Source organism: Gimesia chilikensis (genome assembly GCF_008329715.1).
GTDB lineage: Bacteria > Planctomycetota > Planctomycetia > Planctomycetales > Planctomycetaceae > Gimesia > Gimesia chilikensis.
Genome location: NZ_VTSR01000008.1, coordinates 239,781 through 257,134, shown reverse-complemented (window position 1 = coordinate 257,134; position 17,354 = coordinate 239,781). Strand labels below are relative to the sequence as shown.

Sequence of the window (17,354 nt, the reverse complement as noted above, 5' to 3'; positions counted from 1 at the left end):
TCGTTGCTTAAATCTGGTAAGCGATGTCAGATGTCAGGACGTTTTGCTCCCCCTCAGTTTCATTGAGCGACATTAAGATCACCTCGATCAATTTCTTGCGATCAATGGGCTTCGTCAGATATTCGTCGCAGCCCGCATCCAGACATTTCTGGCGATCACCGTTCATGGCATGTGCTGTTAACGCGATGATTGGTACCTGGAAACCGGCGTCTCTTAACTGCCTGGTCGCACTGTAACCATCCAGAACCGGCATCTGCATATCCATCAGGATTACATCAAATGGTTGTCCCTCTGATTCGGCTGCTGTCGCCTGGTCGATGGAAATCTGACCATTTTCTGCCAGGCTGACGTCCGCACCCGCCTTTTTCAGCAGGAAGGTGATCAGCCGCTGATTGTAGAGGCCGTCTTCCGTCAGCAGGATCCGATACCCTTTGAGCGGAGTGCCGGGCAGTGTCTCGGCGGATGTGTCTGCTTTTTCGTTGGCAACTGGTTTGGGAGTATTAGTCTCCTGTTCAATCAGCGGCACCTGGTCCAGGGAGCCGGTTTCGACTCGAATCGTGAATGTGCTGCCTGCGCCGTGCGTGCTGGTGACAGAAATGGATCCACCCAGCAGTTCTGCCAGACGTTTGCTGATCGTCAGACCCAGCCCTGTGCCTTCAAACTTGCGCGTCATGGAACCATCGGCCTGGGTGAAGGGGTTGAACAGAGTTTCCAGACATTCTGTGGGAATACCGATTCCAGTGTCGATGACTTCGAACTGCAGCTGTGGTGCCTGCCCTGATTCATTCAGCAGGCGTGTGACGACTTTTACGGAACCGGTTTCAGTGAATTTAATCGCATTGCCGATCGTATTGATCAGAATCTGTCGCAGGCGTGTAGGATCGGTCTGGATCGTTTCGGGAATAGGGCCCTCAATCTGAAATTCCAGCGGCAGTGCTTTGGCGACCGCGCGGACGTTCATCAGCGAAGAGACATTATTCAACAGTTCGTGGGGCGAGCAGGCGATCTGTTCGACTTCCATTTTTTCGGCTTCGATTTTGGACAGGTCCAGAATGTCGTTGATGAGTCGGATCAGGTATTCGCCATTTACCTTCACGGTTTTCGCTGCTTCTACATTTTCGGGAGCGGAAACGTTCTCAAGCAGGATATCGTTGAAGCCGAGAATGGCATTCATCGGGGTACGGATTTCGTGGCTCATGTTGGCAAGGAATGCACTCTTGGCGCGGTTGGCGGCCTCTGCATGTTCCTTCGCGCTTCGTAATTCATGGGCCTGAATTTCCAACTGGTGATTGGTTTCCGAGATTTTCTGATTGGCGAGATTCAGTTCGCTGGTTCGTTTTTGCACCTCGCATCTAATCAGAGATTTTGTTTCCTCGAGAGCGGCTCTCTGACGTGCCATCGCCTGCATTTCCCGAGTGTTCTGCTGAATGGCGATGATCAGGAAGATGTCTTCGAATACGACCCAGGCTCCATGTTCGACAATCCGCCAGGGGCTGGCTGTGAGCGCACCGAAGACCGCCTGGGGGTACAAGAGCCCGAATGCTGTATGGTCAATCACAACGACTGTGGTTGCCGAGATCAAAACGCGCCAGTCCCGGTAAAAGGCCAGGAATGCCAGGGAACCAAAAATATGGAAGTGTGTTTCAATTCGCCCGCCACTGAGGTGGATCAATAAAGATGACGTCAACATCTGGCTGACTGCGATCACGTGTCGGGTGAGGACGCGACCCGGATGAAACCAGGCCAGAAAGACGGGGAAGCAGGTAATCAAACCGCCCAGGATGACAGCCGCCCAGACATGCAGGTGGGTCTGACTTAAATTACCAATCCAGGTGTATGGAGTCACCAGGCAGGCAGCCCCGATGGCAGCCAGCCATTGTACGATCATCAGACAGGCGAACAGACGGTCGGTCCGCTGGCAGAGCTGCTGACGATGTTCGTTGAACAGTTCGTCTGCTCTTTGTGCGAAATCAGGTTGGCAGGGTTTGTTGAGGACACTGAGTTTCATTACTTTTCCTCCTGTCGACATGTTTCTTCCCGTCCCAGCAGGGGGCAACCGAAGGTGTATGTCTGATGAGATTCTGAGTTGCCTTGAGACAGATAATCAAGCACTGCACTGCTGCCGCGGTTGGCCCCTGTGTGTCCCCGTGAGCCGGTGATTCCCCCGTGGAAGACCAGTTCTCCCCGTGTGTCATACAGGGCGACATATCCGGAGGTCGTGGCACCAAACAGTCGGGCAGCCTGGCCATCCAGGTCTGTGTTGACGGTCACTCCGGGAATTGCCGCCGCCGCTTTCCAGAGATCTGTTTTTTCCCAATCCTGAGGGAAGTTCTCCGGCTTATAAAATTCGACGCGCGCATCCAGCCGTTCAGAGCCGTATGCCATGATCTGTTCCAGTTCGCTGATGCTGGCCCGCGTACAGGGGCAGCGGGGGTGCGCAAACATGACCAGGGTAGGGCGGAATGCATTCCACGTGGTCTGACTTTCTGCCGGCCACTGAGTCGGTGAATGCGATACCGCACCGGGAGTCGTCTGATAACTCCAGAGAACACTCATCACGGAGAGAATCAGACCTGCCCAGACAATCGTCAGACAGGGAATGAAGTACCGGTTCCCGATCCGTCTGGAAGGGAGCGGTTTCAAACCGAGTGGTTTTTCAATGTGCCAGATACTGGAGATATTCATCAGGTCAAATCGATCCTCTGTAGAGAAGGCTGGTCAGGGACGTTACGACTGGGGTCTCTGCAGGCTCCCCACCGGGAATCTGTACCACAGCGAAGAAAACATAAGTTGAAATCTGTGGCGCGCGGGTGGAATCAGCTTAAAAACTGATAAAACGATCCGATATCTGGCACAGTCCAATGTATAGGCTTCACAATCGGTAAAAATCAGTTGAAATAAGGAGGAATTCCCATGCAGTTTTCAGTGGCATAAGCTGAGCAATAGCCGGGGATTGCGTGTATTTTGAACAGGGGGATTTCCCTCAGAATTGATTCACTTGTTTTAGAAAGCTCGTTCAGAAATTCGGTGGGACTCAATCTGAGTTTTACCCCTCCAGCCAGGAGGGTAAAGAGAACTGCTGATTCGCAGGATGAGTTCAGGCAGGCGCAAAAAAAAGACTCAGGAATGAACCTGAGTCTCATTGAAGTGCCCAAGAGAGGACTCGAACCTCCACGGGGATTACCCCCACTAGCCCCTCAAGCTAGCGCGTCTGCCAATTCCGCCACTTGGGCTCGGCTGCAGATGCTCTCATTTACCTGTACAGGTGCCTGAAAACAGTCTGAATGTCGAGGATTTCCCAGTATAACAATCCGGGTGGGACCATCAAGGGAAGCGGAGGCCAATCTCGGGGTGAAAATGCGGGGATTTTACGAAAATGGACCTGCAATGAGTTCAAACTACCCTCCCCGTATAATCTGCATTTTTGTAAACTACGCCCCGTTTTCGACCGTCGCAACAGCGTTTCTCCGTGGAATACGGAAGTCTGGCTGTTTCCGACACCCTGAATCGATTCGAACAAGGATGTCCGATGCTGATTTTCAACCGCCGGAATACTGATATCACCCTGAGCGTGCTGTTCCTGCAGAGTCTGCTTGCGCTCTGTCTGCTGGCTTCGCCTGTCTCGCTACAGGCAGACACAGGAACCGGGGCGGCAGGTTCGCCTCTGCTCGACGATGCCAATCTGCATGCGGTGCAGTTTCTGGGTTCCAAAACCGGTTGGGCAGTCGGCGATCGGGGCGTGATCCGTAAGACCGTCGACGGCGGACAGAGCTGGCAGTTTGTGCCGAGCCCCGTGGATTTTCCTCTGAGACATATCTGTTTTGTCACCGACCAGATCGGCTGGATCGCCGGAGGAGGGACGTCCCCTTACGGTCATTTGAACCAGGGCGTCCTGCTGTTTACCAAAGACGGAGGCAAGACCTGGACCGAACTGATCCAGAAGCGATTACCGCGCCTGCATTACGTGCGGTTCTTCGGCATGCAGCAAGGCGTCGTGGTGGGAGACACCTCGGTCCAGCATGCGACCGGTGTTTTCAAAACAGAGGATGGAGGCCAGACCTGGCAGGATATCACAGGTCACGAAGCGGACGGCTATCGCAGTGCTGCTTTCTTCGATGAAGAGACCGGAGTCGTCGCCGGCAACCGGGGACATCTGACCCTGGTCGGGGGCGGTGCCGTCATGCCGCCACGCTTTCCACCGCAGGGGCTGCGCGGCATACAGAACATCAATGTCCCGTTGACTGCAACAGGCTGGATGGCCGGCGATGGCGCCATGTTACGAAAAACGACCAATCGGGGACTGGTCTGGGAAATGCCTGCAGGGGCGCTGCCCGATCCCTTAAAAGATTTTACCGATTTCAAAGCCGTCGAAGTCCGCGGTGATCGTATCTGGGTCGTCGGCGATCCGGGATCAGTGATCTGGCATTCCAGAGACGGAGGCCAGACCTGGCATCAGCAGTGGACGGGACAGAGTATCCCCCTTTTGTCGATTGATTTCGTCGACGATCAGATCGGCTATGCCGTGGGGGCACTGGGAACCATCTTACGGACCAGCGACGGTGGTATGACGTGGCAGTCGAATCATGCGGATGCCCGTCGTGTGGCACTGATGTGTGTGCATGCCCAGCCCGAACAGATTTCGTTTGAGATGCTGAGTAAATATGCGGGCGATCAGGGTTATCGCAGTATGGTCATGCTGCCGATCCGTCGTGACCTCGGACCGGAAGGGCCGCGGTTTCAGGATCTGGATCTACGACTTGGTGAAGCGGTCGTCAGTGTCGGGGCTTCTGTGGGACGACAGGACTGGCGGTTCCCCGTCGATATTCCTGAGCTGGAACAGAATGCTGATCGCCTGATTGCAGAATGGAACAAACATACGGAAGGTCGACTGGCTGCGGTCACGCTGAGTCGCTTTGTGTCGCAGCTGCGTACCTGGCGACCCGACGTGTTGATCATCGATCAGCCCCAGGGAAAAGATGCGGCGTCCACCCTGATGAAAGATGCGATGCTGCAGGCAGTCCGTTATGCCGCCGATGGCTCGCGATATCTGGAACACCGGGAGCAGGCGGGATTGAACCCCTGGAAAGTCAAAAAGGTCTTTCTGCGTTTGCCGCCGGGAAGCTCGGGACATGTCTCGGTTGAGGCGGACGAATATCTTGCCCGTCTGGGCCTGACGGCTGCGACCGCGGCTTCGTCCGGAAAACAGATTCTGGGCAAGGAAGTCACCGGTGACGAGAGCCGCTTTGTGTATCGGCAGATCGATGTGGACGCCGTTGAGGGAGCAGGGGCACCGTCCGTGATTTCGGGGGGGAGCCTGTTTGCGGGGATTGGTATCGCACCGGGTTCCGCGGCACGTCGAAAACTGTCAGAGATCAACGTCGAAGATGAAGAACGTAATCGGAAGCTGGCTGAACGTCAGCGGAACCTGAAAGCGATCGCGGCGAAGCTGATTACTGATCCCCATTATTCCGCTCAGCTGGTATCACATTTGAAAACAATGACCCAGGGCATGTCTGAACGGCAGGCAGCGTTGCAACTGGAGCAGCTGGCTCAGCAATACATCGATCACCAGGATCTGGAGAAGGCCGAAGCGACCTGTCAGGAACTGGTCGAGCAGTATCCTCGTCAGCCGGAAGCCGTGCGGGCGATGCTCTGGCTGTTCCAGCTCTGGTCGAGTGAAGAGATCGCCTGGCAGAGAAATAAAAATGTACCCGTGGAACGCAGCCGGTCGACCAACTCACCCGGACAGGTGACCAACCAGGTACAGAACGCCTCGCAGTTTTCGGATCCTTCAACGGCCTCGCTGCTGGAGACCGTGCGGCAGGTAGGTCAGCTGAATACAGGGGCGCCCGAGAACTGGCGGACCCAGACTGCTGAGAACTGGAAGAAGCAGGCCCTGGCGGCGGTGCGCTGGTTCCAGAAATACGCGCCCGCTTTTTATGAGACGCCGGAAGTCCAGATTCCCCTGGCGTCGCTCTATCGTCTGATCGGTTCGCATGGTAAGGCCGACGATATTTTCCGTAATTATTACACTCCCGCGGCGAACGAGTCGTGGAAGAACATTGCCAAAGCGGAGAACTGGTTACTGCATCCGGCCAGTGCCCCGCCACGTCCGGTCTATCTCTGTAAATTCACCAAGACGCGACCGATCCTGGACGGTGTGTTGTCCGATGAATGCTGGCAGTCTGCAGACGAACTACACCTCTCCGCGAATCCTGCGGAAAACGGGGGAGACCCGGATGCGATTGGTGCCAACCCGCTGGACCGTCCCTTTGTATTGATGTCTTATGACCGGGACTACCTGTATGTGGCCGCCAGTATTCCCATCCGGGATGAACTGGAATATCCCGCGGCTCCCGATTCGGGGCGGACTTACGATGCGGATCTGCAGCGGCAGGATCGCCTGGCTTTCGCGTTTGATATCGATCGGGATTACACGACTTACTATCAACTGGAAGTCGATCACCGCGGGTGGACGCGTGACAGCTGCTGGATTGATCAGAGCTGGAATCCCCGCTGGTACGTGGCGCGCGAGAAAGACAAGCGGCACTGGCGGACTGAGTTCGCGATTCCATTACAGGAACTCGTACCACAGACACAGCTCAAACGCAGCACCTGGGGCTTTTCGGTCGTGCGGATTCTGCCCGCCCTCGGTCTGGAAGGCTGGAATTATCCCCTGACGACGTCTCCCCGTCCCGATACGTTCGGGCTGATGAAGTTTGAATAGACGCTCAGCCGGGAATAGTCACGGTCGCCACTTTTCTCTGACGCTCTGCGTTTCACGCAGCATTCGATTCGCTTATGATGTCGTCGACTAAGAATCGATGGGATGATCGGCGGTTGAGTTGCCGCTGGTCAGCAGAGCGTACAGTTTTCAGAGAGAAGATGGAGCGGCAATGGGTTACCTGATTGGCATGGACGAAGCAGGCTATGGTCCGAACCTGGGACCGCTTGTGATTACGGCCAGTTTGTGGGAAGTCCCCGGGGAACCGCGCGACTTCGATTTCTGGTCAGCACTGGAATCTGTCGTTTCCAACAGTCGTCCCCGCCGTAATTCTGAATTGCTGCACGTCGCCGATTCCAAGGAAGTCCACTCGTCTGCTAAAGGTCTGGGGCCCCTGGAACGTTCGACTTTTCCTTTTTTACAGGTGGTCCATGATGCTGACCAGGTGGATTCGCTGGGAAAACTCTGGCGGTTGCTGATCGCTTCTCCCACGCATCTGGACGCGATTCAGGAGCATCCGTGGAATGGGGACGACCGGTTTGCACTGCCTACGACCGTCGAAACTGAGGGGACGCGCGACTCACAACAGAAGCTGCAGACGGCACTGGACGCAGCGGGAATCAAGCTTAAGGCACTCTGCTCGGAGATTGTGTTGCCCGAGCGGTTCAATCACTTGTGCAGAGAGTATGGCAGCAAAGGGGTGATGCTGACGCGGCTGTGCATGCAGTTGCTGACACGCGTCTGGGATCGGGACAGTAATGAGCCCACGCTGATTATTGGAGACAAGCACGGGGGGCGGAATCGCTACGATGAATATCTGGATGAGATCCTGGATGGCGAAATGATCTTCCGCGTGGAAGAGTCGACAGCACGGAGTATCTATCGTGTGGGGGCCACCGAGATTCGCTTCCAGACTAAAGCCGAGGCGCATTTTCCGGTCGCGGTTTCCTCGATGGTCTGCAAATACACCCGCGAAGTGATGATGGAACTGTTTAACCAGTTCTGGTCGGAACATGTGCCGGACATCAAGCCGACGAAAGGCTATCCGGTCGATGCACGACGCTTCAAAAGTGAAATCGCGGCTGCCCAGGCTGAACTGGAGATTTCCGATCAGATTCTGTGGCGCGGTCAGTAATTACTCGGTGGTTTCTGAATCTGCAGGCTCAGTTGCCGGGAAGAAGCGACTGGTGGCAATTCCCACTACAAAGACGGTCGTGGCACCGATGAGCGTGTACCAGGGCCAGGCGACGGTGCCCTTGATGATGAAGCCGACATAGAGCACGGTGGCCAGGCCGACGAGGAAGCCGAGCAGGGCAGAAGCCTGCGAGGCCCGCTGACTGAACGTGGCCAGGAAAAAGATCCCGAGGATCAGGCCCGTAGAGATGCCGGCGATGGCCAGCACGTTTCCGACGACGCTGCTTTCGATCGACTGGCTGGCAATCCCCACGAAGATCTGCGCAAGACCGAAGAGAACCGTAAATACGCGACTGAGTGCGACCAGCTCGGACTGCTGTTTTTTCTTCGAGGTCAGCGGTAAGTAGAAGTCGTTGACCAGGGCACTGGTGGTCGAACTGAGGGAACTGGAGAGGGTCGACATCGCGGCTGCGAAGACGGCGGCCAGCGTGAGCCCTTTAATCCCCTTGGGCAGGTTGTCGATGATGAAGGTGGCGAACACTTCATCTGGCTTTTCGAACGGCGTGGCTGGCGGGAAACTCTGATAGAAGGCCGCCAGACCAATGCCGAGGAGCAGGAACAGGGCGAACTGCAAGAAGACTACGAAGCCACTGAAGCCGAGCGCCCGGGCCGCGTCGCGCTGATTGCGGGCACCGAGGTACCGCTGGATCATCAACTGGTCGGCACCATGGGTGGCCATCGAGAGGAACATGCCGCCGACCAGACCGGCCCAGAACGTGTAAGTCTGAGAGAGATCCCATTGGAAATCGAACATGGTCCATTTGTGATTCGCCACGGCAAACTGCTGATAGTCGGTCCATCCACCGGGGAGTGCTTCGAGGATGACATAGAACGCGAACAGGGCGCCGGCGATATAGATTACGAATTGCAGGCAGTCATTCCAGACGACCGATTTCATCCCCCCCAGACAGGTATAAATGATCGTGCCGATGCCGATGACAACCACGCAGGCAGAGATGGGAATTCCGACCACTTTCTCCAGCACGAGTGCAGTCAGGTACAGGCGGAGTCCATCCGCGAGGGTGCGCATCACGATAAAGGTCAGCGATGCCAGGCGTTCGGTTTTACCGCCGAACCGTTTTTTGAAGACTTCGTAAGCGGAATAGATTTCACCCCGGAAATAGAGGGGAAGCAGAAACAGGATCACCAGGAAGCGTCCCACAATATAGCCCAGGGGAAGCTGCAGAAACTGGAGGTTACCGTCCGGCTGATACGCGATGCCGGGCACACTCAGGAAGGTGACGGTGCTGGTCTCTGTGGCCACGATGGAGCCGAGGATGGCCCACCACGGGAGCGTTTTTCCACCGAGCAGATAATCGGACAGATCTTTCTGCTTGCCGCCCACCCAGGATCCGAACCAGACAACGCCTGCCAGGTAGAGTCCCAGGATGATCAGATCGATATTTCCGATGGCGATGTTCACAGTGCAACCCGTTATTTTGGAACGTGTGATGATTGGCAGAACGCGTGACAGGAGCTTCAGGGGGCACAATTTCCAATTCCAGTGGAGTTTGGCGAAGTGCATCCTTTCGGGATTCAGATTCCCGGTTATCATAGTAGCTGTCCGCTTCCAATTCGAACAGGCAAAAGATGATGTTAGAGCATTTAACGACCGAACAACGCAACCCGGCATCCGACAGGATTGATGCCATGAGCAGTCTGGAAATCGTGCAGCTGATGAATGCTGAAGATGCCGGCGTGGCTGCAGCCGTCGCGAAAGAATCGGAAACGATTGCTGCTGCCGTCGATCTGATTGCCGAAGCGTTTCGACGCGGTGGTCGACTGGTTTACATCGGCGCAGGGACGTCGGGGCGACTGGGAGTGCTGGATGCCAGTGAGTGTCCACCCACATTTAACAGTCCACCCGAACAGGTGGTCGGGTTAATTGCGGGGGGACGAACTGCCCTGACGAATGCCGTCGAAGGGGCCGAAGATCATCCCGAGTTCGCCATCGCCGATCTGCAGGAACTGGGGCTCAGTCAGGATGATGTCCTGGTTGGAATCGCCACCAGTGGACGCACGCCGTATGTGATTGCCGCTCTGCAATACGCGCGAGAGCAGGGGGCCGCTGCCATCGCGTTTACCTGCAATCAGGAGAATCAGCTGGCGGATGTGGCCGATCTCACTATCTGTCCGGTGGTCGGTCCGGAAGTCATTACCGGTTCCACGCGTCTCAAGGCGGGGACGGCAACCAAAATGGTGTTGAACATGTTGACGACCGGGGCCATGGTGCGGATTGGTAAAACGTATGGCAACCTGATGGTCGATCTGCGGGCCACGAACAAGAAACTGATTGACCGCTCCATTCGAATATTGATCGCGTTTACCGATCTTCCGCGTGACGAAGCCGAGACGGTACTGGAAGCCTGTCATGGCGAATTGAAAACGGCGATCGTGAGCGTGAAACGGAATGTGTCTCCCGAACGTGCAGAAGAACTGCTCAAGCAGGCGGGCGGCCATCTGCGGCGGGCACTGGATGCAGCCGAGTGAACTTGAGTCCGTCGCTGGATCGGCAAATCCCCTCTGAGGAATTCACGGTATGACCGGATTACAGTCCCGACAACTGGTACTGGGCATCGACGGTGGTGGCACCAAAACCGCGGCAACTCTGGCTGTGGTGACGGACGCACAGAACTTTCACGTTGTTGGACGCGGAACGGCAGGAGCTTCCAATCTGAATGCAGTAGGCCTGGATGCGGCTGCCGGTGAATTGCAACGGGCGGTCGAGCGGGCCTTTCAGTCTGCAGGCGCAGAACCGCACACGGTGTCTGTGCTCTGTCTGGGCATGGCGGGAGCAGGACGACCCGCCGAGCAGAATGCCTGGGCGGAATGGGCGATACTGAATCAGATCGCAGAGGAAGTGGTTGTGGTCACCGATGCTGAGACGGTGCTGGCAGCGGGTACTCCGGTTGGAACCGGTGTGGCGTTGATTGCGGGAACCGGTTCGCTGGCTTTCGGGAAAGGGGCCGATGGTACTCAGACGCGTGCCGGGGGCTGGGGATATCTGTTGGGGGATGAAGGGAGTGGCTATCAGCTGGCGATCGCGGCGATCAAGGCGATCCTGCGGGGGGTTGACGGACGGGGGCCGGAGACGGTTCTGCAGTCACGATTTCTCAAGGCCTTGAATTTGAATGCTCCCGAAGAGCTGATCGGTTATCTCTACCAGGATCCGGGAGACCGCGGTCGGATCGCCCGGCTGTCAGGTCTTGTGTTTGAAGCCGCTATGGATGAGGATGCGGTGGCCCGTTCGATTGTGGATCAGGGCGCGCAGGAACTGTCTGAGCTGGTACTGGCGGTGGCGCAGCGGTTGCATTTCAAAGCAGACGCCTATGCGCTGGCGCTGACTGGTGGGATAATGCTGCATCAACGCGATTACCGAGTCTCTCTGCTCGAACGTCTGGCAGAGCAGCAGCTCGCTCCCGCGACCATCGAGTGCGTTGAAGATCCGAGTCTGGGGGCTGTGCGGATTGCCGTCCGCCTGCTGGGATAATTCGTATGGCTCTGGCTAAGCTTCCGGGAACTGATCGGGGATTTGCAGCTGCTTTACCGAGTAAGGAGAGCACTGCTGTTTCCAGCCGCCGTCGATGGTGACGGAGGTTCCGGTGAGATAGCTGGCGTCTTCTCCGGCCAGCATGACAATGCTGTGGGCGATTTCTCGCGGATGTGCCCAGCGTCGTAAAGGAATCATGTCTTCGGAAGCCTGGCGGATTTTTATGGCGGTGGCCTGCTGGTCAACGGCGATATCCTGTCCCATCGCGGTGTCGATCGCGCCGGGATTGACGCTGAGCACCCGAATGCCTGCAGGGCCATAGAGCGTGGCCAGTTCGTAGGTCAACGAATCGAGGGCCCCTTTGGCTGCGACGTAAGCCGGACTGATCCCGGCTGCCATCTGAGACTGGATGCTGGAGACGTTGATGATTACTCCCTCTCCGCGGGCTTCCATGTGGGCTGCACACCACCGTGAGAGAAACGCGGGGGCGGTCAGGCAGACACGCAGGGTCTGTTCCCAGCTGGCGAGTTCAATCTTTCGCATGGTGGTGATTTCGCGCCAGGCGGCATTATTGACCAGGACATCGATGCGTCCCCAGGCGGCGATACATTGTTCGACGGCCGATTCTGCATACTCCAGATCCGCGAGATCACCGGTGCAGATCATATACTGACGGCCTGCGTCTTCGATGCGTTTGGTGATGGGGCTGAGGTCCTCCGAGGGGAGGGCGAGCAGGACGCAGTCATAGCCCCGTTCGGCAAAGCGGACGGCGGTCTCGCCGCCGATGCCTCCCGCGGCTCCTGTGATCATGGCAACCGGTTGCGGGTTCATGGCGAGTTCCTTTCCGTCTCTGGTTTTGATTGCTGAGGTTTCAAAGCGTTGTGGCATGCTTCAACTGACGCTGTGATCGGTTTCGAGGATTACCACCAGCCATTCGTTCTGCTTCACATAGGGGAGCGTGCGGATTCCCAGAACCACGCCGGTCTGACTGGCTTTGATGCTGGTGATTTTATCTCCCAGTGGCGAGCAGATGGTTCCCAGGGCGTCTCCTGCCTGAACGGTATCCATTAGCTGGATCGCTGGTTCAAAAAAGCCCGACACGGGGGCATTGTTATGCAGTTGCAAGTGGCCACTCTGATCGCGGTTGTCTTCGATCTCGTACTGGATTGGCTGATCGGGGATGGGTTGGTCCCGCATGCCGAGGGCAGACATTACTTGTAGACAGCCTGTGGCATAACCGGAGACGGCGGTGGCGTTGCACTGGCTGCCGCCTCCCCATTCGGCGTAGATTGCAGGCACATTCGCGTCGCGGGCGGCAGACAGGGAGCGTCCTTCCAGCGTGGCGGTTGTGCCCCAGACAACGGGGATTCCGAAAGCGCGGGCCATCGTGCGTTGTGTTTTCAGGATGGCTGGATCGGAGTGCAGACAGTAGCCGGAGAAGGGGGCCAGGTCAGAAATCACGCCTCCCGTGTGCAGGTCGATCAGATAATCGGCTGTCTGAATCAGCTGTGTGGCCTGATGGGCAATCTGTTCGGTGATGGAACCGTCGGGTGCGCCGGGAAAGGTGCGGGCCAGATCCAGATCATCCGGACCACAGCGCTGACAGCGTTCGTATGCGGGTTGATTCAGCACCGGCACCAGCGTGACTTTGCCACTGAATTCAGCGGGTTTGATCATGGTGATCAGTTTGCGAATGGCGGCCATGGGTTCGTATTCATCGCCGTGTACGCCGCCGAGGATCAGCAGATGCGGTCCGGGTTGCTGGCCTGAAATGACAGTCGATTCAATGGGGGGCAAACTCGACATGGGGGTTACTTCAAGTGAGAGTGAGTTCGAGTGGTGAGCGCCAGGATCAGGATTTTGGTTCGGTCTTCCATTCAATTTTGGCCGTGGACCGCAGTTTCTGCAGCGTCTGATCGTAGAGTTCGCGGGAGAGCGTCTGAAAGAGTTCGCCGCGCACATCTTCGAGACTGAACTGGCCAGGGTGTTTCTTATTCAGCGTGATGAGGTGCATGCCAAAGGGGGACTGGAAGGGTTCACTGATTTCACCTTCTTTAAGGGGGAAGACCTGGCTGGTGAAGACCAGCGGCATTTTTCCCCGATACGCGGAGGTGACCAGTTTGCCTCCCTCTGTTTTGCTGGGGGCCTGCGAATACTGGGCGGCGGCTTCGGCAAAGCTCAGCTTGCCGGACTGGATTTGCTTCCGCAGATCAATCAACTTCTGTTTCGCTTGATCGATTTCTGTTGGGGACGCGTTAGAAGAAAGTTTCAGAAGAATCTGACTGGCTTCGACGCGGGTGCCATCCAGCTCTTCACGATGAGCGTTGAAATAGGCCTGCATTTTCTCCGGCGAAATTTCCTGACGGGCATAGAGATTCCAGGCCAGCGGCAGAGCGATCGCGGCGCGGAGCTTCTCGGGGGTGAAGCCCATTTTCGTGAGTACCTGCTGGGGATTATCGCCTTTCTTGCGGATGAAGTTCTCGACTTTGACGACACTTTCATCCAACTGTTTCGGCGGGACTTCGATTTTCTGCACTTTCAGAAATTCCTGGATCAGCCGTTGATTGACCAGCTGCTCCAGCAGTTGCTGACGGAGAGCCGGCGGTGCGTCGGTGATGCCACGTGAGAGCAGGGCAAATGAGAGGTCGCCCTCGGTCACTGGCTGGCCATTGACGGTCGCGAGTACCTCTTCGACTGCTGCAGCGCGAAGCGGTTGTCCTGCGGAGAGGCCCAGAAGAGCCAGGCAGAGGAGGTATGTGAAAGAGTGACGGCGCGGCGATGACATCGTGATTGCTTCCTGCAAAGGGCGAAACGAACTCAGATCGAAGAAGATTCCGGAGGGGAATCGCCTCAGTGAAACGAGTGTGGTGAGGATATTATTGCATTTTCGAACCACGCTGTCAGTGTGAATCGGGCGGCGAAAATTATGAAAATCAAAGTTGGACTCCTGAAGTCAACTGTCTAAAATCAAGTCAACCTGAAGCAGCAGAGGAGTTCATTGGATTTTTCCGGCTGTGTGGGGCACTCAATTCCATACTCATTTCTTTTTTACTCTTGAACAAGGGGCCCGCGCATGTGGTCAATCCTGGCTCAGAAAACGTCGACGGTTTCCGAAGATCCTGTGACAAAGGCAAATGAACTCTGGCATACAGTCAAAACATTCCTGGCGACCCAGGGGCTGCAGTTCGCCATTAATGTGGTTGTGGCGCTGGCGATCTTTGTGGTCGGGAAATGGATTGCCAACATCTTGAGCCGGTTCTGTAATCGTCTGATGAAGCAGGCGAAGGTCGATGAGACACTGGCCCGGTTTCTGTCGAATATCGTTTACTCGATTCTGCTGGTCATCGTTGTTCTGGCGGCGCTGTCGGAGCTGGGGATTAACACGACCTCTCTGGCAGCGGTTCTGGCTGCAGCCGGTTTTGCGGTAGGGATGGCCTTCCAGGGAACGTTGAGTAATTTTTCTTCGGGTGTGATGCTGATCCTGTTTAAGCCGTTTCGGGTGGGGGATTACATTGAAGCGGCCGGGACGGCGGGCGTGGTCGAGGAGATTCAGATCTTTACCACATCGATGCGCACCGGGGATAACATTGCGATTGTTGTGCCCAACAGTCATATCACGTCTGGCAACATTCGCAACTTCTCCATCAAGGAGAATCGCCGCATCGATCTGGTGATCGGGTGCGGCTATGACGATGACCTCAAAGCGGTCAAAGCCTTTCTGGAAGAAGTCGTGAACGGGGATGAGCGGGTTCTGGCTGATCCTGCACCGGTGATTGCCGTCAATGAACTGGCTGACAGCAGTGTCAATTTCGTCGTGCGTCCCTGGGTTAAAAATGCCGACTACTGGGCCACTCGCTGGGATCTGACCGAGCGGATCAAGCTCGGCTTCGATGAGCGTGGCTTTACGATTCCTTATCCCAGCCGGGATGTGCATCTTTACAATGAGAGTGCCGTCAGCGCAGAGTCGTGAGGCGATTGCGGTCATTCATCCGGGGGCTAAGCCAGCTGCAGAATTCGTTTTATTGAGTTTGCGGCTGCCCGGAAATCAGCCGGTTTTCTAAAACAGGTCCCACTGAACTTCCGTGGTTGACGTAGTAAATCCATGGTTCAGGAAATGCGGCTGAGGGCTGTCTTTCTGTGGTTCGGATTCCGGCTTCAGGTACGGCTGCCAGAGGGCTCGTCCGGTCGTAGCGATTGTGCGAGCACAAAATGACTTGGATATCCACTTTTAATGGTTATACCTCCACACTTCAGTTCAAACTGCATTTATATTTAATTAACCTGATAATTGGTGAAATTACTTACCTTTCTTCGATATTTTTCAATTTCTCAAGTGTTGTTGAGTGCAACTCATTAGTTCACAAGTAATACCCGGTTGATCATGCGTGGTAGGTTTCAACTCAAGCAGGCCCGAGTTGTCTTCTATGTGGTCAGCCGGGTCTATTTGTTCAGTCGTGGCACTTGGGACCCTTCCCTGAGTTTTATATCTGAGACTCCGCTTCGAAAATCCCGCAGATGAAAAAATGAATACCTTCTTTTTGGTTCGCGTTTGTAATTACGAAAAGATTCCGTATCATATAAAGTTACTGCGGCAGGACGATTCAGAAACCTGCATCAAGTGCTCTCCAGAATCGCCAGTCTGATCAGAGCCGGATCTCACTTACAGTAATGATTACCGAGTGAAATTTAGATTCATTTCGACGACCCGTCGTTGTACATTCCATTTCTTCCTTAATACGTAGAGTGACTATGCAATCCCCACACCGACCGAGCTTGTTACGAAAAATGAACGTTCGTAAGGTTTTGGAAGTTATCCAGAGCCAGGGAACATTAACTCGCGCTGATGTCATGCGTTGTTCTGGAATCAGTGCTCCGACTGTTTCCAAGGCCGTGAGTGCCCTGCTGGATGCGGGGTTGCTTGAGGAACGTGAGACAGCGGAATTTTCGGTGGGTCGTCCCGGCAAGCTGCTACAGTTACCGCGCTTCAGTGCCCAGGTGATTGGTGTGGTTCTGGACTGGGACTATTGTTCGATCGTTGCCTCCGGTCTGGATGGTTTTCTGCACGAAGAAAAGCTCGATCAGTTTAAAACTCCTTCGTCATACGAAGAACTGATTAATATCATTTCCCAGAAAATCATGGATCTGGTGAAGAAGGAAGAAATTCCTGCCCTGGGTGTCGGAATCACCGTGCCTGGTCTGGTTAACAGTAATGATGGTCGCATCTTCCTCGCGTCGAACCTGCACATTGTAGACGGACAGGCACCCGCGGTAGATATTGCTGCGAAGACCAATCTGGAATGTATCCTGGTGCAGAAATCCACCTCGTTGTGTCTCTCCGAAAAAACCTATGGTGCCGGCCAGGATCTGGAAGACTTCATCAGCCTGGACGTAACATCCGGTTTCGGTATGGGTGCCTTTACCGGCGGTCAGCTGTTGGATGGTCAACATGGTCTGGCGGGAGAAATCGCCCACATCACCGTCGAACCCCAGGGTGGACGTGTCTGTGGTTGCGGTAACCTGGGCTGCCTGGAAACCGTCGCGACCGATATGGCTTTGACACATTATGTTTCGAAGCGGGTTGGCAAAGAACTCGACTTTGATGCGATCAAAGAACTCGTAAAGCAGGGCGAACTCGATATTACACCGGAACTGGATCGCACGATCGAGTTCTTGGGAATCGGGGTGGCTGCTGCGATCAACATTTTCAATCCCTCGAATATCTTCATCACCTCGCGGCTGTTCGATCTGCAGGACGATGTCTTCAGCAGAATGTGTGAACTGGCCAAGAATCGGGCTTTGAAACCTTCTTCCAGCTCCTGCGAGATTGAACGCTCGAAAGGGAATAAGTACCTGGGCGCTGTTGCCGGGATTATTAACCATCTGGCGAACGGTCTGGGACCGCGGTTGACCTAGAGTTGTGTCGAACCGCTGCGGAAGGCGCTGATC

12 protein-coding genes and 1 tRNA gene are annotated in these 17,354 nt (G+C 55.5%); 6 read left to right on the top strand and 7 right to left on the bottom strand.

Annotated features, from left to right (window positions below):
• Positions 1 to 7 precede the first annotated feature (7 nt).
• The 3 genes from FYZ48_RS13235 to FYZ48_RS13225 all read right to left on the bottom strand — a co-directional run bounded on the left by FYZ48_RS13235 (position 8) and on the right by FYZ48_RS13225 (position 3,233).
• The gene (locus tag FYZ48_RS13235; protein ID WP_187782011.1) at positions 8 to 2,008 is read right to left on the bottom strand and encodes an ATP-binding protein; all 2,001 of its coding nucleotides are present in this window, start codon (positions 2,006 to 2,008) and stop codon (positions 8 to 10) included.
• Complete coding sequence (locus FYZ48_RS13230) at positions 2,008 to 2,685, bottom strand: hypothetical protein (RefSeq protein WP_198422221.1); 678 nt, start codon at positions 2,683 to 2,685, stop codon at positions 2,008 to 2,010. The genes FYZ48_RS13235 and FYZ48_RS13230 overlap by 1 nt, the downstream gene beginning before the upstream one ends.
• 463 nt (positions 2,686 to 3,148) lie before the next feature.
• Positions 3,149 to 3,233: transfer RNA gene (locus tag FYZ48_RS13225), tRNA-Leu, on the bottom strand.
• 296 nt (positions 3,234 to 3,529) lie between these two features.
• Between FYZ48_RS13225 and FYZ48_RS13220 the strand changes: the two genes are divergently transcribed.
• Together FYZ48_RS13220 and FYZ48_RS13215 are read left to right on the top strand one after the other, a co-directional pair.
• Positions 3,530 to 6,727, top strand: a complete 3,198-nt coding sequence (locus FYZ48_RS13220) for a YCF48-related protein (protein WP_149341095.1) — start codon at positions 3,530 to 3,532, stop codon at positions 6,725 to 6,727.
• Positions 6,728 to 6,896: 169 nt separating this feature from the next.
• Entirely contained in the window at positions 6,897 to 7,859 is a 963-nt protein-coding gene (locus FYZ48_RS13215) for a hypothetical protein (protein WP_149341093.1), read from the top strand.
• On the opposite strand, the gene FYZ48_RS13210 is transcribed toward FYZ48_RS13215, so the two are convergent.
• A complete protein-coding gene (locus tag FYZ48_RS13210) occupies positions 7,860 to 9,341 on the bottom strand; it encodes a sodium:solute symporter (protein WP_242022629.1) in 1,482 nt (493 codons plus the stop codon).
• A gap of 167 nt (positions 9,342 to 9,508) precedes the next feature.
• On the opposite strand from FYZ48_RS13210, the gene murQ reads away from it, so the two are divergent.
• Positions 9,509 to 10,408 (top strand): N-acetylmuramic acid 6-phosphate etherase, encoded by a 900-nt coding sequence (gene murQ, locus FYZ48_RS13205; RefSeq protein ID WP_242022628.1) that lies wholly within the window; start codon positions 9,509 to 9,511, stop codon positions 10,406 to 10,408.
• A gap of 49 nt (positions 10,409 to 10,457) precedes the next feature.
• Positions 10,458 to 11,408, top strand: coding sequence for an N-acetylglucosamine kinase (locus FYZ48_RS13200; protein ID WP_149341086.1), 951 nt, complete (start codon positions 10,458 to 10,460; stop codon positions 11,406 to 11,408).
• Between the two features lie 15 nt (positions 11,409 to 11,423).
• On the opposite strand, the gene FYZ48_RS13195 is transcribed toward FYZ48_RS13200, so the two are convergent.
• The 3 genes from FYZ48_RS13195 to FYZ48_RS13185 are packed head-to-tail and all read right to left on the bottom strand — an operon-like array spanning position 11,424 to position 14,193.
• The gene (locus FYZ48_RS13195) at positions 11,424 to 12,239 is read right to left on the bottom strand and encodes an SDR family NAD(P)-dependent oxidoreductase (RefSeq protein WP_149341084.1); all 816 of its coding nucleotides are present in this window, start codon (positions 12,237 to 12,239) and stop codon (positions 11,424 to 11,426) included.
• A gap of 60 nt (positions 12,240 to 12,299) precedes the next feature.
• Positions 12,300 to 13,214, bottom strand: coding sequence for a succinylglutamate desuccinylase/aspartoacylase family protein (locus FYZ48_RS13190; protein WP_187782010.1), 915 nt, complete (start codon positions 13,212 to 13,214; stop codon positions 12,300 to 12,302).
• Between the two features lie 46 nt (positions 13,215 to 13,260).
• Positions 13,261 to 14,193, bottom strand: coding sequence for a peptidylprolyl isomerase (locus tag FYZ48_RS13185; RefSeq protein ID WP_149341079.1), 933 nt, complete (start codon positions 14,191 to 14,193; stop codon positions 13,261 to 13,263).
• A 288-nt stretch (positions 14,194 to 14,481) separates the two neighbouring features.
• On the opposite strand from FYZ48_RS13185, the gene FYZ48_RS13180 reads away from it, so the two are divergent.
• Together FYZ48_RS13180 and FYZ48_RS13175 are read left to right on the top strand one after the other, a co-directional pair.
• Positions 14,482 to 15,378 (top strand): mechanosensitive ion channel family protein, encoded by an 897-nt coding sequence (locus FYZ48_RS13180; protein WP_145438463.1) that lies wholly within the window; start codon positions 14,482 to 14,484, stop codon positions 15,376 to 15,378.
• Positions 15,379 to 16,193: 815 nt separating this feature from the next.
• On the top strand, positions 16,194 to 17,321 hold the full coding sequence (locus FYZ48_RS13175; RefSeq protein ID WP_187782009.1) for an ROK family transcriptional regulator: 1,128 nt from the start codon (positions 16,194 to 16,196) through the stop codon (positions 17,319 to 17,321).
• The last annotated feature ends 33 nt before the right edge of the window (positions 17,322 to 17,354 follow it).

Excerpts from the sequence above, each read along its gene's own strand:
- FYZ48_RS13175 (WP_187782009.1), top strand. The coding sequence starts at position 16,194 with ATGAACGTTCGTAAGGTTTTGGAAGTTATCCAGAGCCAGGGAACATTA.
- FYZ48_RS13220 (WP_149341095.1), top strand. The coding sequence starts at position 3,530 with ATGCTGATTTTCAACCGCCGGAATACTGATATCACCCTGAGCGTGCTG.
- FYZ48_RS13235 (WP_187782011.1), bottom strand. The coding sequence starts at position 2,008 with ATGAAACTCAGTGTCCTCAACAAACCCTGCCAACCTGATTTCGCACAA.
- FYZ48_RS13195 (WP_149341084.1), bottom strand. The coding sequence starts at position 12,239 with ATGAACCCGCAACCGGTTGCCATGATCACAGGAGCCGCGGGAGGCATC.
- FYZ48_RS13215 (WP_149341093.1), top strand. The coding sequence starts at position 6,897 with ATGGGTTACCTGATTGGCATGGACGAAGCAGGCTATGGTCCGAACCTG.
- FYZ48_RS13200 (WP_149341086.1), top strand. The coding sequence starts at position 10,458 with ATGACCGGATTACAGTCCCGACAACTGGTACTGGGCATCGACGGTGGT.
- FYZ48_RS13230 (WP_198422221.1), bottom strand. The coding sequence starts at position 2,685 with ATGAATATCTCCAGTATCTGGCACATTGAAAAACCACTCGGTTTGAAA.
- FYZ48_RS13190 (WP_187782010.1), bottom strand. The coding sequence starts at position 13,214 with ATGTCGAGTTTGCCCCCCATTGAATCGACTGTCATTTCAGGCCAGCAA.
- FYZ48_RS13180 (WP_145438463.1), top strand. The coding sequence starts at position 14,482 with ATGTGGTCAATCCTGGCTCAGAAAACGTCGACGGTTTCCGAAGATCCT.
- murQ (WP_242022628.1), top strand. The coding sequence starts at position 9,509 with ATGATGTTAGAGCATTTAACGACCGAACAACGCAACCCGGCATCCGAC.
- FYZ48_RS13185 (WP_149341079.1), bottom strand. The coding sequence starts at position 14,193 with ATGTCATCGCCGCGCCGTCACTCTTTCACATACCTCCTCTGCCTGGCT.